Origin of the sequence: Microbacterium saperdae (assembly GCF_006716345.1) — a bacterium.
Classification (GTDB): domain Bacteria; phylum Actinomycetota; class Actinomycetes; order Actinomycetales; family Microbacteriaceae; genus Microbacterium; species Microbacterium saperdae.
The window spans coordinates 1,015,236-1,030,197 of sequence record NZ_VFOX01000002.1 but is presented as its reverse complement, the minus strand read 5'-3'; the positions used below and the strand labels follow the sequence as shown (position 1 = coordinate 1,030,197).

General features: G+C 67.9%; 13 protein-coding genes. 10 read left to right on the top strand and 3 right to left on the bottom strand.

Translation table 11 applies throughout. From position 1 onward, the window contains the following. Positions 1-26: 26 nt before the first annotated feature. Genes FB560_RS19455 through FB560_RS19445 form a run of 3 tightly spaced genes read left to right on the top strand, consistent with a single transcriptional unit; the run spans position 27 to position 5,735 of the window. Complete coding sequence (locus FB560_RS19455) at positions 27-2,906, top strand: YhgE/Pip domain-containing protein (protein ID WP_141874356.1); 2,880 nt, start codon at positions 27-29, stop codon at positions 2,904-2,906. A 5-nt stretch (positions 2,907-2,911) separates the two neighbouring features. Beyond that, a complete protein-coding gene (locus tag FB560_RS19450; RefSeq protein ID WP_229673073.1) occupies positions 2,912-5,083 on the top strand; it encodes a YhgE/Pip domain-containing protein in 2,172 nt (723 codons plus the stop codon). 31 nt (positions 5,084-5,114) lie between these two features. After that, the gene (locus FB560_RS19445; protein ID WP_141874354.1) at positions 5,115-5,735 is read left to right on the top strand and encodes a TetR/AcrR family transcriptional regulator; all 621 of its coding nucleotides are present in this window, start codon (positions 5,115-5,117) and stop codon (positions 5,733-5,735) included. A gap of 97 nt (positions 5,736-5,832) precedes the next feature. Here FB560_RS19445 and FB560_RS19440 read toward each other — a convergent pair whose 3' ends face one another. Beyond that, a complete protein-coding gene (locus FB560_RS19440) occupies positions 5,833-6,315 on the bottom strand; it encodes a hypothetical protein (RefSeq protein ID WP_141874353.1) in 483 nt (160 codons plus the stop codon). 113 nt (positions 6,316-6,428) lie between these two features. On the opposite strand from FB560_RS19440, the gene FB560_RS19435 reads away from it, so the two are divergent. Then, positions 6,429-7,349 carry an AEC family transporter gene (locus FB560_RS19435; RefSeq protein WP_141874352.1) on the top strand — a complete coding sequence of 307 codons (921 nt, stop codon included), beginning with the start codon at positions 6,429-6,431 and terminating at the stop codon, positions 7,347-7,349. Positions 7,350-7,369: 20 nt separating this feature from the next. On the opposite strand, the gene FB560_RS19430 is transcribed toward FB560_RS19435, so the two are convergent. After that, positions 7,370-8,689 carry an FG-GAP-like repeat-containing protein gene (locus FB560_RS19430; RefSeq protein WP_141874351.1) on the bottom strand — a complete coding sequence of 440 codons (1,320 nt, stop codon included), beginning with the start codon at positions 8,687-8,689 and terminating at the stop codon, positions 7,370-7,372. 131 nt (positions 8,690-8,820) lie between these two features. After that, positions 8,821-9,129 carry a hypothetical protein gene (locus FB560_RS19425; protein ID WP_229673015.1) on the bottom strand — a complete coding sequence of 103 codons (309 nt, stop codon included), beginning with the start codon at positions 9,127-9,129 and terminating at the stop codon, positions 8,821-8,823. 99 nt (positions 9,130-9,228) lie between these two features. Here FB560_RS19425 and FB560_RS19420 point away from each other — a divergent pair, with 99 nt between their 5' ends. The 6 genes from FB560_RS19420 to FB560_RS19395 all read left to right on the top strand — a co-directional run bounded on the left by FB560_RS19420 (position 9,229) and on the right by FB560_RS19395 (position 14,934). Then, positions 9,229-9,534 carry a DUF7882 family protein gene (locus FB560_RS19420; protein ID WP_141874350.1) on the top strand — a complete coding sequence of 102 codons (306 nt, stop codon included), beginning with the start codon at positions 9,229-9,231 and terminating at the stop codon, positions 9,532-9,534. 268 nt (positions 9,535-9,802) lie between these two features. After that, positions 9,803-11,179 carry a DivIVA domain-containing protein gene (locus FB560_RS19415; protein WP_141874349.1) on the top strand — a complete coding sequence of 459 codons (1,377 nt, stop codon included), beginning with the start codon at positions 9,803-9,805 and terminating at the stop codon, positions 11,177-11,179. Between the two features lie 135 nt (positions 11,180-11,314). Continuing rightward, entirely contained in the window at positions 11,315-12,241 is a 927-nt protein-coding gene (locus tag FB560_RS19410; protein WP_141874348.1) for an ABC transporter ATP-binding protein, read from the top strand. 2 nt (positions 12,242-12,243) lie between these two features. Next, on the top strand, positions 12,244-13,083 hold the full coding sequence (locus tag FB560_RS19405; RefSeq protein ID WP_141874347.1) for an ABC transporter permease: 840 nt from the start codon (positions 12,244-12,246) through the stop codon (positions 13,081-13,083). Positions 13,084-13,135: 52 nt separating this feature from the next. Further along, on the top strand, positions 13,136-14,314 hold the full coding sequence (locus tag FB560_RS19400; protein WP_141874346.1) for a sensor histidine kinase: 1,179 nt from the start codon (positions 13,136-13,138) through the stop codon (positions 14,312-14,314). Continuing rightward, positions 14,311-14,934, top strand: a complete 624-nt coding sequence (locus FB560_RS19395; RefSeq protein WP_141874345.1) for a response regulator — start codon at positions 14,311-14,313, stop codon at positions 14,932-14,934. Before FB560_RS19400 ends, FB560_RS19395 begins: the two co-directional genes overlap by 4 nt. Positions 14,935-14,962: the final 28 nt, after the last annotated feature.

The window sequence follows — 14,962 nt, the reverse complement described above, 5'->3', positions numbered from 1 at the left end:
GTGCACGTACTGTGTAAACTCGTGTTGTGAAACAGAGCTGGTGGGTCTACAAGCGCGACGTCGAACGACTCTCCCGTGTACCCAAGGCCTGGATCATCATCATCGGGGTGCTCATCACCCCCGCTCTGTACGCGTGGTTCAACATCAACGCGTTCTGGGACCCGTACGCGAACACCGCGAACATCCGCGTCGCGGTCGTCGATCTCGACGAGGGCGCCACGTCCGACCTCACCGGTCACATCGACATCGGCGAGCAGGTGACCGCGCAGCTCGAGGACAACGACCAGCTCGGTTGGACCTTCATGGGCGAGGACGAGGCCCAGGAGGCGGTGAAGACGGGCGACGTCTACGCCGCCATCGTCATCCCCGCGCAGTTCAGCCACGACCTGCTCAGCATCACCAGCGGCGACTTCACTCAGCCGGCGCTGGAGTACTACGTCAACGAGAAGGCCGGAGCGATCGCGCCGAAGATCACCGACGTCGGTGCCTCCGAGCTCGACAGGCAGGTCACGAGCGCCTTCAAGGAGCAGGTGGCCCTCGCGGCGACGAACGCCCTCAAAGACGTCGGCGATTCCACAGAGCTGCGGCTGCTGAACGCCAGGGACAACACGCTCAACGCCTTCGACCAGGCGGCGCAGACACTGGCCTCGGCGCGCGAGAACCTCTCCGAGACGCAGGATGGGCTCGCCTCCTCCCGCAGCACGCTCTCGTCCGCACGGAACACGCTCGGCGACGTCGACCGGACACTCGGCGACGTGCAGAAGTCGCTTGCCCAGACGCAGTCGATCATCGCCGAGACGCAGAAGCAGGTGATCGCCTTCACCGACAGCGCCACCACGGCCTTCCTCCAGGGCACGACTCTGCTCGCCGATGCCTCCTCGAAGGCGAACGTCTCGATCACCCGTCTCACCCAGAGCCTCGAACAGGCGGGCGTGCGCATCGACGCCGGGATCGACGACGTCGCAAACGTGCTGAAGGCGAACGAGACGGCGGTCGCCCGGTTGCAGACGCTTCTCGACAACACCGACCTCAGCGACGACACGAAGCAGCGTGTGACCGAAGTCATCTCCTCGCTGCAGCAGCGCAACGCCACCGACCAGCAGCTGCTCGCGGATCTGAAGAGCCTCAAGGTCGAGGCCTCCGACACCGTGGATTCCGTTCAGGCGACGGCCGACGCGGTCGACCAGGCGATGCAGGACACCAGGGATGCCTCGTCGGCCATGCGCGACATCCTCACCCGCACCGTCCCCTCACTGAACAGCGCCATGTCGCAGCTGTCCGCGAGCGTCGGCTCGCTCTCGGCGGCGCTGGATGCGCAGCAGGGCGTACTGGCGCAGGCCGATGAGCTTCTGGCCGGGCTGGACTCGCAACTCGTGTCCACCTCGGCGGCGCTGGAGAGCTTCGACGCCGACCTCGCCGGCATCGAACAGGGTCTGCAGACGTCGCGCACCGACGTCATCGCGCTCAACGCCGCATCCGAATGGGGCCTGCTCGGCACCCTGACCGATCTGGAACCCGAGCAGATCGCGCAGTTCATCTCCTCCCCCGTCGAGGTCGACGAGCACCTGGTGTTCCCGGTCGACACCTACGGGTCGGCGATGGCCGCGCTCTTCACGAATCTGTCGCTGTGGATCGGCGCCTTCGTGCTCATGGTGATCTTCCGGGTCGAGGTCGACACCGAGGGCGTCGAGGACGTCACCGTGCGCCAGGCCTACTTCGGCCGCTTCTTCCTCTTCGCGACGCTCGCCGTGGGCCAGGCTCTGATCGTCTGCGTCGGGAACCTCATCATCGGCGTGCAGACCGTCAGCGCGCTCGCCTTCGTCGGTACCGGCGTGCTCATCGCCCTCGCCTACGTGAGCATCATCTACGCCCTCTGCGTCGCGTTCGGCCACGTCGGCCGCGGCCTGTGCATCCTGCTGGTGATCATGCAGATCCCCGGCGCGTCCGGTCTGTACCCGATCGAGCTGATGCCCGGATTCTTCCGCGCGATCTATCCGCTCCTCCCCTTCTCCTACGGCATCGATGCGATGCGGGAGACGATCGGGGGGTTCTACGACGGCCACTACTGGCGCTACCTGGGCGCGCTCGCCGTCTTCGTCGCGCTCGCATTCCTTCTCGGACTCGTCCTGCGCCGCCGTCTCGCGAACTTCAGCCTTCTCTTCAACCGCCAGGTGCTCTCGACCGACCTCCTGATCGGCGAGAAGGTGCAGGTCGTCGGCAGCGGGTACCGGCTCACCGACGTGATCCGGGCGCTGTCGAGCCGCGGCGAGTACCGCGACGACCTCGCTCGACGCGCCGAGCCGTTCACGCGCCGCTACCCGACCCTTCTGAAGGCGACGGTGCTCACGGGGGTCGCGGGGCTCGTCGTGATCGGGGTCATCGCCTGGTCGCTCCCGGGAGCGAAAGCGCAGCTGCTGGGCCTGTGGACGCTCTGGATCCTGCTCGTCATCGGATTCCTGGTGGCCATCGAGTACATCAAGCACAGCTTCGAGAACGGCGCGGAGGTCGCCGCGCTCGACGACCTCGAGCTGCGTCAGCTCGCCCTCGCCGGGCCCGCCGGCCGTGACGCGGTCATACCCGCCATGGCGGACGCGTCCTTCGCCACGTCCCCGCGCACCCCGGTCGCCGTGATCACGGAGGACCTGCCGGACGTGCCGGATGCCCCGGCCTCCGGCGCCGACGCAGACGCCCTGCTCACCGAGTGGTTCGACCCGGAACCGCGGCCGGACACCGACTCGGAACCGGGCGCCGAACCGGATGGAGAGCCGGCAGGATCTGCGCTCACCGAGGACGCGGGCGCCGCCGAGACTCCCGAAGAGCCGCCGGCCCCGGAAGCCGACGAACGGACAGAGGAAGACCACCGGACAGACGACGAACGCACAGAAGACGGGGAGGACCGCGCGTGAAGGACATGCTGCACCTGACGCGCCGCGACGTGCGTCACGCGACCCAGAACGTGATGGCGTGCATCGTCCTCTTCGGACTCGTCGTCATCCCGTCGCTGTTCACCTGGTTCAACGTCATCGCCAGCTGGGACCCGTTCGCGAACACGAAGGACTTGAAGATCGCCGTCGCCAGCACGGATGCCGGGTACGAGAGCGATCTCGTCCCGATCCGCGTGAACGTCGGCGAACAGGTGCTCTCCCAACTCCGCGGGAATGACCAGCTCGACTGGGTCATCACCGATGAGCACGACGCGATCGACGGGACGAAGTCCGGCGAGTACTACGCGGCCATCGTGCTTCCCGAGACGTTCAGCGCCGACATGCTGACGTTCTACGCCGACGGCGGCGACCGCACGCACATCGCGCTCTACACGAACGAGAAGAAGAACGCGCTGGCGCCGAAGATCACCGGACAGGGTGCCGAAGGGGTGTCATCCGCGATCAGCGACACGTTCGCCCAGACGCTCGGCGACGTCGCTCTCGGTCTCGTCTCGTCGATGTCGGACTACCTCACCGATGAAGACACGCAGGCGGCGCTCACCCGCGTCGAGGCGCGCCTCGGGAGTGTGGGCGACCAGCTGCGCTCCGGCGCGCACACGGCCGACACGTTCACGGCTCTGCTCGAGACGAGCCGGCCGCTGCTCGACAGCGCCTCGGCCCTGGTCGGCACGGCCGGTGACGCATTCCAGGACACCTCGGGCGCACTGGGCAGCGGCGTGGACGCGGCGAACACGCTGAAGTCGACCCTGCAGACGGCAGCGCAATCCCTGGCGGATGCCCTCGCGGCGACATCGAGCAGCTACGACGCCGTGGGTCGCCGCATCGATGAGCTGTACGCGGGGGCCGACTCGCTCAGCGGCAGCCAGGTGCAGGCGATCACCACTCTCGCGGAGCGCGTGCAACAGCAGGCCGATCAGTACGCCGCGGTGAAGAACACGCTGGAGACGCAGGTCGGACCGAACATTCCCGACTCCGCGCAGCCCGATCTCGACGCCGTGATCAGCCGGCTCGACGAGGCGATCGCGCGGCAGCAGGCGCTGCAGGAGCGACTGCAGAAAGCGGCGACCGAGATCGCGGCCGGCAACGACTCGGCGCAGAGCTCCCATCAGGAGATCACGGCCGCGATCGCCGCGGCCAAGAAGGCGATCGCGGATGCGCGGACCACCTATGACACCGGGCTGAAAGCGCAGCTGAACTCCCTCTCGTCGACGCTCTCGCAGATCGGATCCGATGTGTCGGCAATCCGCTCCGACCTGTCCGGCATCACGTCGGGCCTGTCCGGAGCATCCGATTCCGTGCTGTCGACGCTGTCTCGCGCGCAGGAGGCGACGACGCAGTTGTCGGCATCGCTGAACACGATGGCCGACAGGTTCGACGCCGTCCAGCAGTCGATGGCGAAGGCCGCTGACACCGGTGATCTCAGCGAGCTGATCGGCGCCGACCCCGGCGTGCTCGCCACATCGCTCGCCGAGCCCGTGCGCCTCGACCACACCGCTGTCTTCCCCGTGGCCGGGTTCGGTGCCGCCATGGCACCGCTGTACATGATCCTTGCCCTGTGGGTGGGCGCTCTTCTGATGACCGTGACGATCCGTGTCGATGTGAACGCCGAGACGCTCCCCGATCGCCCCGAGCTCACTCCGACGCAGAAGTACCTCGGCCGCTACGGCATCTTCGGGCTGGTCGGGCTCGCGCAGAGCACGCTGCTGACCCTCGGGCTGATCCTCTTCGTGCAGATCGAACCCGCGCACCCGCTCCTGCTGATCCTGGCCGGGTGGGGGATCTCGACCGTGTTCACGCTCATCGTCTACACCGCGGTGGTCGCGTTCGGCAACGCCGGCAAGGCGCTCTCGGTGCTGCTCCTGGTGATCCAGATCTCCGGGTCGGGCGGCGCATACCCGCTGCAGCTGCTGCCCGACTGGTTCCAGAGCATCAGTCCCTTCCTTCCCGCCACCTATGCGGTGAACATGGTGAGGTCGGCGATCGCCGGCGTCTACCAGGCCGACTTCTGGTGGGCGCTGGGCGCACTCGCACTGTTCATCGTTCCCGCGCTGCTCCTCGGCCTCGTGCTGCGGCGCCCGCTGATGACGTACAACCGCACACTGGTCGAGGCACTCGCGTCGACCAGACTGATGTCCTGAACCCCGCGCCGCCCCGCGAAAGGACCCCGAAGTGACCACAGCACCGAACCCGCCGCGTCGACGCGATGCCCTGGCCAACCGCGAGGCCCTGCTGCGCGCGGCGCAGTCGGTGCTCGCGACCAACCCCACGGCGTCGCTCGACGTGATCGCACAGGCCGCCGGCCTCACGCGTCGGTCCGTCTACGGTCATTTCGCCGACCGCGACAGCCTGCTGCGCGAGGTGATCGCCGTCGGTGCGCAGCGGTTCAACGCCATCGCCGAGACGACCGACGAATCCGACCCGCGGGTGACCCTGGCGCGGATGGCGACGCGTCTGTGGCGCGAGGCCTCCGCCGTGCGCGCCTCGGCCAACATCGCTCTCGACGACGCGCATCTGGCCGACACCGTGCTCGCCCTCGCGCCGCTGCGCCGCCGCATCCGTGATCTGACGAGAGTCGGAGTGGACTCGGGAGCGTTTCGGGCAGACATGCCGGCCGAGCTGCTCGCCTTCCTCATCGAGGAGACCGCCCGGGCCACGCTGCGCGAGCTGCGGCTGACGACGACCGACGCCGACTCGACGGTGGTGCGCGTGGTGCTGAGCATCGCGGGCCTCTCCTGGGCGGAGCAGGCCGAGCTCATCAGCACGCACCCCGAGATCTTCGCGCAGGACTGAGCACGGCCCCGGGATTGCTCGAGATCGCCGAGTCCACCGGCATCAGCGGTGAACTCATCGCCAGGGTCGAGCAGGCGCACTCCCCCGGCGACGCCCCTTACCCGTTGCCCTCGTTCTCTCCGCGGATGAGCCGCTGGATCTGCTCCTCCGGGAGACGCTCGATCGAGGCTGCCGCCATGTCGACATCCGGATCCGTCGGCGAGCCGCCGATCGTGCACTGCGCCTCGCCGCTGTACCCCATGGTCACGGCGGGAACCAGGACCAGCCACTCAGGGGTGACGGTCCGCGGCTCCACGCGCACACCGGATGCGTCGAACTCGACATCCGGATCGAAGGCCGACACGGTGGCGTCGATGCAGATCTGCGCCAGCGCGCTCGGGGTGAATGCCGACGCGGACTCCGTCGGCTCGGCGGGCGCCACCGTCTGCTCCGGAGTCGGTGTCGCGGTCGCGCTCTGTTCCGGCGCGTCGGTCGGGAACTCCCCCGTGCTCTCGGGCGATGCCGCGCATCCCGCGAGCGTCACCCCGGCGAACAGGGCGAGGGCGACGGCGAGAGAGCGGGCCTTCCGAGCTGAGGTCATGACTTCATCGTAGAGAAGCGCGAGGGAGCACCGCTGTCCCCTCTTCGGTCATCCGCCGTCATCCGCGCCGCCCGCGCTCCCTGCGTCCGCTGATCGCTCGATACGCTCAGGAGATGCTCGACACGCTCACCGGATTCGCCGTGGTGGCTGTCGCGATCGTCATCGGATACGTGATCGCCCGCATCGACCTGCTCGGCCCGCACGCGCGGCACGTGCTGGGACGACTCATCTTCTTCGTGCTCTCGCCGTTCCTGCTGTTCTCCGTGCTCGCTCACGCGGACGCGAAGATGCTCTTCTCCTCGCTCCTGCCGGTGTCGGCGATCGCCGCCATCGCCGTGATCGCCGTCTACGTCCTCATCGCGCGGTTCGTCTGGCACCGCCCGATCGGCGAGACCGTGATCGGTGCGCTGTCCGCCGGACAGGTCAACTCCAACAACATCGGCCTTCCCCTCTCGCTGTATCTGCTCGGCAGCGCGGCGTTTCCCGCGCCCGTCATCCTGATGCAGCTGCTGATCTTCACTCCGATCTCGCTCACGATCCTGGATGCCGTCACGAGCGAACGCGTCTCGCTCGCGCGCACACTGCGTCGGACGGCGACCAATCCGATCATCCTGGGAGCTCTGCTCGGCACGATCGTCTCGCTCAGCGGAATCGCCCTCCCGGCGATCGTGATGGATCCGGCGCAACTGATCGCGGACGCGGCCGTGCCGGTGCTGCTGATCAGCTACGGCATGTCGTTGCACGGCCAGCGCGTGCTCGGCGCACGTGGTCACCGCAGAGATGTGATCCTCGCGAGCGGACTGAAGCTCGCGATCATGCCCGCGATCGCCTGGTTCGTCGCCGACGTGGTGTTCGGTCTGTCATCGTCCGAGGTGCTGATCGTGACCGTGTTGGCGGCACTCCCCACCGCGCAGAACGTCTTCAACTACTCCCAGCGCTACGGAGTGGGAGAACCGATCTCCCGCGACACCGTCTTCGTCACCACGCTCGGCTGTCTTCCGGTGCTCGTGCTGATCATGGCGGTCCTGGGCTGACTCCGCCCACCCGAACACCGCTACTCGATCTGGGTGTACCCGCCCCACCCGGTACCGGACGATATGGCGGCGCCGAAGCCGCCCGCGCCGTTCCCGGGGTAGACGAGCATCTCGCCGGATGTGGTGACGACCACCAGATCGGCCTTGCCGTCGCCTGTGTAGTCGCTGCCGCCCGTGAGCGCTCGATGGGTTCCCCAGCCGCCGCTGATCACGCGTGCGGCGCCGAACCTGTTGTACTGCCCGGGGTAGAAACGGAGATACCCGCTGCCGTCGACGGCCATGAGATCGCCGGCGCCGTCGCCGTTGAAATCGCCCCCGACGACGAACCGGAAGTCGAGCCACCCGCTGCCCGCGGTGATCGCGGACGACGCGAATCCGGCTTTCCCGTTGCCGGGATAGATGAGCAACGCGCCCGTCGGCGCCACGGCGATGATGTCGTCCTTCCCATCGCCCGTGTAGTCCGCCCCGGACGTCACATGGAGCAGGTTGTACCATCCGGAGCCGATGACGCGGAAGTCGTCGAAGCCGCCGGTGCGGCTTCCGCCGTAGAACTCGAGCGGCCCGTCCGGCCGCGCCACGAGCATGTCGGTTCGTCCGTCCCCGTTGAAGTCGGCGAACGAGAGGTGCTTGTGGGCTCCCCATGCCGAGGTGATCGTGGTTCCCTGCTGGAAACGCCCCTTGCCGTCACCCTTGATGTGATGAAGATCACCGTCGGCGGCGATACCCAGAAGGTCCGCGCGGCCGTCGGCATCGAAGTCCGTCAGCGGAACGGCGACGTTCTGGGTGGCGAGTCCCGGGAACACCAGCGGGAGCGGGTTCCCGCGGGTGATGTTCGAGAGGCAGGTGAAGCCCTGGTTGATCTGGCTGTAGATCGAGCCGTTGCGCCAGACCTCGAAGTGCAGGTGGTACGCGCCAGGGCTGCCGGTGTCGCCGACCACACCGATCTGCTGCCCACGGACGACCCTGGTGCCGGGGGCGTACATCCCCTGTGCGGCCATGTGCCCGTATCGGGTCACGTATCCACCCGGATGCTCGACATCGGTGTAGAAGCCGTAGCCGCCGTTCGACGCTCGCAGTTTGATGACACCGTCATAGGCGGCCAGGATCGGGGTCCCGCCCTGGCCCGAGATGTCGATACCGTCGTGCGCGCGGTAGTTCCCCCGGCAGCCGTCACCGACCTTGGACTGGATGTTCCCCGAAGCGGGGTAGACCATCTGGCCGTCTGTAGCCGCAGACGCGGCACCCGAGGAGATCACGGAGGGTGCGATCGTGCCGAGCAACACCGCCAACACGGTCGCCATCGCGATGCGGACGAGCCGCGACCGTGACGTTCGCTTCATGTCGAGTTCTCTCTTGCTCGGCTGGCCCCAGGGACGCAATGTCCTCCGCCGTCACCGTACCAGCGCGTCTGCGCCACCGCCGCGAGGGCACTCCCCCTCCACCCATACAGGAGCGCTCCGGTGGGCGCTCGTCAGAGCATGTCGAACACACCGCTGAGCGGGACGGTGTCATCGCCGTTGTCGCGAACGTCGAACTCCACGGTCTCCACGGAGATCACGATGTGGCTCGAGGCGGAGATCAGAACGCTCACCGAACGGTTCCCGACCACGATGAAGTCCACGAAACGACCACCCGCCTGCGCCGCGAACTCGATACGCCGTTTCAGGTCGGGGACGTCCTGGCCTTGAGCCAGGAAGAATCCGACTTCGTTGACCGCGACCTGGGTGCGAACCATCGTCGGCGTCTCCTTCGTCTCATCCTTCTCGTCCATGTCGTCCATGTCGCGACGCTAAGCCGATGCATCCCGTTGCAGAAGGGGATTGCGTCGCGAGCGATTCCGATGCAGGGGACTCCTGCGGATGGGCGTACGGTTCTCATTATGGGAAGACTCCGGTACGACGGCACCTCGGATCCGATCCTCATCGAGGACACGACGCTCGCGCACCTCAAGATCGTCATCTCCACCAAGCTGCGCCGCCAGGAGAGCTTCATGATGACGTGGCGGCCGGTGGGCAACGGCCCCGACCTGCGTGCCACCGTGTGGATCCACCCCGCGATCCCTCTGCAGTTCGGATTCGACGACGCGGAGCAGCCGCCGATCGACGCGAAACTGATCGCCGAGATGATGCGTGCGCTCAACGCCACCGGCGAACTGGTGCTCGATCACCTGATCAACATTCCCTGACGGCGGAACAGCGCCCCACCCAGAGGCGCACCGACCCCCTCTCCTTCGGCCCGCGCAGCGACTGCAGACCGCGAAAACTGAGGGCGCATCTCTCAGCGGACGCAACTATGCTGTTAGCGCGCCACCGCTCGGCCCGGCTTCCGGCAGGTCGCTGTCGTGGCACCAGTCCCTTCACGACATACTTCGGCCCGCGTGACTCCGTCGCTCCGCTCTGCGGATCGGCGCCTGCTCGTCACCTCCCGGCCCCGCCAGAAAGGCTTGAACCGCCATGAGCGAATCCTCCGGAACCGCCGACCGCGACGGTCAGCGCTCGCCTGACTTCTTCGATCAGCTGATCGAGACGAACCCGCAGGACCCGTCCACGTTCACCGTGGGCTTCCGTGGCTACGACAAGGCCGAGGTCGACGCCGCACTCGCGTCGCTGCGCACCAAGCTCCAGCAGGTCACCGCGGACCTCGCCGACGCCGACGAGCGTCACACCACCAGCATCGAGTCCATCCGTGAAGAGGAGCGGGCCTCACGCGAAGCCGTCGAGAGCGAGCTCATCGCCGCCAAGGCGCAGGCCAGCGAGGCCGAGCAGCAGATCGCCACTCTCACGTCCGAGCTGGTGGACGCGCCCAAGGCCGAGGGCCAGGAGGCGCCGTCGCGCCAGCAGTTCGAAGCGATCCTGCGCGTCGCCGAGGAGCAGGCGAACGTCCTGATCCAGAACGCCGCCGTGCAGGCCGACCGCCTGATGGCCGCCGCCCGCGAGGAAGTCGCCGCGCAGCGCGCCGAGGCCGACGCCGACGCCGAACGGATCACCTCGCAGGCGCAGCGCGACGCCGACCAGGTGCGTCTGAAGATGGACACCGAGTACACGGCGCACGAGGCACGCCTGGACCGCGAGGCGAGCCATGCGGCCGAGAAGGTGAACCAGGCGTCCCAGGAGGCCACCGCCATCCGCACGGAGGCGGAGAAGGGTGCCGCCGCACTGCGGTCGCTCGTCACCCGCGAGACCACCCAGCTGCGCGCCGACGCCGAGCGCGAGGTGCGCGAGATGAACGCGCGCGTGCTGGAGTTCGAGGAGACCCTCACCCGTCGCCAGGACGACGCACAGCAGGAGTTCCTCGTGCTGCACAACCAGGCCGTGGCTCATGCCGAGCGCATCACGAACGACGCGAACGAGCAGGTCGCCTCGTCCCTCGAGCATGCGCAGCGCATCTCGGCCAAGGCGGAGGACTACGAACGACTGATGCGCTCGCAGTCCCAGTCCATCGAAGCCGACGCCCAGGTGCGCGCCCGCGAGACCCTGGACCGTGCCCGCGTGAAGTCGCAGAAGATCGTCGACTCCGTGACGAATCACACGTCTGCCGTGCTGCGCGACGCGGAAGACCGCACGCGTCAGCTCCGTTGGCAGCAGCAGCAGCTGACGAGCTTCATGGCGGAGGTGCGCGAGTTGATCCGCCCCGACGGCGTGTTCTCGGACGAGCAGTCCACCGCGTCGACCCCTGCCCTCATCGCCGAGCCGGTCGAGGACGAGGACGACGCCCCCGCCGAGGAGTTCCTCGGTGACGAGGTGCTCGACGACGAGATCATCGACGACGACAGCCCGCTCGAGAAGATCACGATCGACGTGGTCGAGACGGAGAAGAGCAGCAAGCGCTGAGTCCCGGACTCACGAAGGGGGCGGCCACGGATCATCCGTGCCCGCCCCTTTCGCGTTCCCTCCACCGATCGGTGGAGGGAACGATCCGCCGGGCGACCACTACCGGTGCGCGCCTGGTCGGGCCAGGCTGGATGCATGACAGACAGCGTGATCACGGTGCGCGACCTCCGCAAGGAATACGGCGGCTTCACCGCGGTCGACGGCATCAGCTTCGACATCCGTGAAGGCGAGACCCTCGCCCTGCTGGGACCGAACGGAGCGGGCAAGTCGACCACGATCGAGATACTGGAGGGATACCGCCACCGGTCGTCCGGTGACGTGCGTGTTCTCGGCGTCGATCCTCAGCACGGCGGTCTGGAATGGAAGGCGCGGCTGGGGATCGTGCTGCAGTCCACCGGCGAGGCGGGCTCCTTCACGGTCCGTGAACTGCTGCGCGAATTCGCCGGCTACTACCCTCGCCCGCGTGATGTCGATGAGGTCATCGCCGCGGTGGGTCTGGAACAGAAGCAGCGCACGCGTGCCGCGCGGCTCTCGGGCGGTCAGCAACGGCGCCTCGACGTCGCGCTCGGGATCATCGGCCGTCCGGAACTGCTGTTCCTCGATGAGCCGACGACCGGATTCGACCCGGAGGCACGGCGGCAGTTCTGGCAGCTGATCCGCTCCCTCAAGGCCGAGGGAAGCAGCATTCTGCTCACGACGCACTACCTCGACGAGGCGGCGCAGCTGGGCGACCGCGCGGCCGTGATCGCCGGAGGGACGATCGCAGCCATCGGTGCGATCGACGAGCTCGGCGGCGCGGAGTCGCGCGTTCCCCTCGTGCGGTGGACCGACGCCGACGGCGTGACCCGCGAAGAGCGCACGACAGCGCCCGGCGCGCTCGTCGCCGCGCTTCATCGCGACGGCGGCGAGCCCCGGGATCTGGAGATCGTCCGACCGACGCTCGAGGACGTGTACCTCGAGCTGATCCGCGAGTTCGATGGGCAGAACTCCTCAGAAGCAGGGCCGATCGCCGTCTCCACCCCGACTTCCGCCTCTGCCGCCGCTGTTTCTGAGGAGTCGTGAACATGTCCACCGCCGTCACCTCTGCCCCCGCGCGCTTCGGCATCGCCCGCACCGTGCGCCTCGGCCTGCGCCGGATCGGATTCGAGCTCCGTCAGTACTTCCGGGCCGGCGACCAGGTGTTCTTCACGTTCCTGTTCCCGACCCTGATGTACGTGGTGTTCGCGACGATCTTCACGGGCGACATCGGGGAGGGACCCGACAAGATCAGCATGGCGACCTATTACCTCCCGGGGCTGATCGCCGGTGGCATCCTCCTCTCCGGCGTGCAGGGCCCCGCCCTCGAGATCGCGATGGAGAAGAGCGATGGAACGTTGAAGCGGCTCGGGGGGACGCCGATCTCCCCCGTCACCTACTTCATCGGGAAGATCGGCGAGGTCTTCGTCACGGCTATCCTGCAGATCGCTCTGCTGATCGCCGTCGCCGTCATCGTGTACGGGGTGGAACTCCCCACTGATCCCGCCGCGTGGGGGCGTTTCGCCTGGATCTTCGCGCTCGGCCTGATCGCCTGCACGCTCCTCGGAATCGCGCTGTCCGCGGTGCCGCGCTCCGGGAAGTCCTCCGCGGCGGTCGTCATCCCGATCGTGCTGTTGATCCAGTTCGTCTCGGGGGTGTACATCGCGTTCTCGATGCTCCCGGAGTGGCTGCAGAACGCAGCCGGCGTCCTGCCAGTGAAGTGGATCGCCCAGGGCATGCGCTCCGTCTTCCTCCCCGACTCGTTCCGCACCGCCGAGACGAGCGGGGCCTGGGACATCGGGCTCATCGCCGTGATGCTGCTGGTGTGGCTCGTGGCCGGACTCGTACTCAGTCGGATCACCTTCCGCTGGATCCGCCGCGACGGGTGAGCACGGCTCCGTCTCGAGGCAGCAGCGCCGCGATGATGCCAGAGTGGTCGTCATGAGCACCGTCCGCAAGGAACGCCTGGGGTGGGACCTCGCGACCGCCGCGCTCTTCGTCGTGATCCTGATACTCGCCTTCACCCTCCCCTCGCGCAGCGCCGCCTCCCCGTGGATGCTGGTCGCCACCGCCTGCGGCCTGGTCGCCGTCTACGCGTTCGGGGCCCGTCGCTACGTGAGCTTCCGCGAGGCGCCGGAGCCGTCTCCTCTCGCCTCGGCGATGATCCAGATCGCGCTGATCGCGCTGATGGCGATCGGCACCTCGATCGAGCCCAACATGCTCCTGCTGCAGACGCTGGTGCTGCCCCTCATCTGGATGACCTCGCGGTCGACCGCGCAGTCGATCATCGTGACACTCGTCAACGCCACCGTCGTCGCCATCGCCTATTCGTTCTGGGGCGGGTTCGGGCCGGAGCTCGTCCTCGCCGGTGTCGTCACCTCCGGGCTGTCAGCGGCCTTCAGCCTCGCGCTGGGGCTGTGGATCACCCGGATCGCCGAATGGGGCTCGGAACGCCAGCGCCTGCTCGCCGACCTCACCGCCGCGCAGGCGGGACTCGAAGCGGCGAGCCGTGAAGCCGGCGCATCGGCCGAACGGGCGCGCCTCGCGAGGGACGTGCACGACACGATCGCCCAGAGCCTCACCAGCATCGTGATGCTCGCGGAGCGCGGACGGCTGGACGGTTCCGCAGACACCGTCGCCCTGATCGAGGAAGCGGCACGCGACGCACTGCGAGAGGCCAGAGCGCTGGTTGTCGTCGAGTCACCGGCGGCCGACCCGTCCGACTCGCTCTCGGAAGCCCTGCGCAGACTCGGCGAGAGGTTCAGCAGAGAGACCGGGCTGCCGGTCGCGGTGACCACCTCCACTCAGCCGGTGCCGCGCGGCATCCAGGTCGTGCTGCTGCGCTGCGCGCAGGAGGGGCTGGCGAACGTCCGCAAGCACGCCGTCGCCGTGTCGGCCTCCGTCACCCTGCAGGTGGGCGAAGAGGCGATGCTCGTCGTGAGCGACGACGGGCGCGGACTCGGCGGTGTCCGTCTGGGCGAGGGCAACGGCTTCGGTCTCGCGGGCATGCGCGACCGGGTCGCGCTGGTCGGCGGCACCCTGGATGTGACCGACGGCGAGGTCTCCGGCACCACGCTCATGGTCCGCGTGCCGCTCACGGTGCAGGAGGAGTCGTCATGATCCGTGTCATCGTGGCGGACGACCACCCGATCGTGCGTTCCGGCATCGTCGGTCTGCTCTCGCTCGACGAGGAGCTGGAGGTCGTCGGCGAGGCATCCGACGGTCTCGAGGCGGTCGCGCTGGCCACCGCGCTGCGTCCGGACGTCGTGCTGATGGATCTGCGGATGCCGACGTTGTCCGGCGCAGAGGCCACTTCCCGGATCACGCAGGAGCTTCCCGATGTACGCGTGCTCGTGCTCACCACCTACGAGAGCGACGACGACATCCTCGGCGCGATCGAGGCGGGAGCCAGCGGCTATCTGCTGAAGGCCGCGCCGCAGGAGGAGATCGTCGCGGGGATCCGTTCGGTCGCCGAGGGGCACACCGTGCTCGCGCCGTCGATCGCCGCCACCCTGGTCACCCGGATGCGAAAGGACCGACCGACCCGGCCCTCGCTCAGCCCCCGCGAGTTGGAGGTGCTCGGTCTCGTCGCCGCGGGTCGCAGCAATCCGCAGATCGCAAAGGATCTCTTCATCGGGGAAGCGACGGTGAAGACACATCTCCTGCACGCGTTCGAGAAGCTCGAAGTCTCCGATCGCACGCGCGCCGTCACTCTCGCGATGGAGCTGGGGCTGCTCTAGACGACGGGATCACGGCGCTGAGATCCAG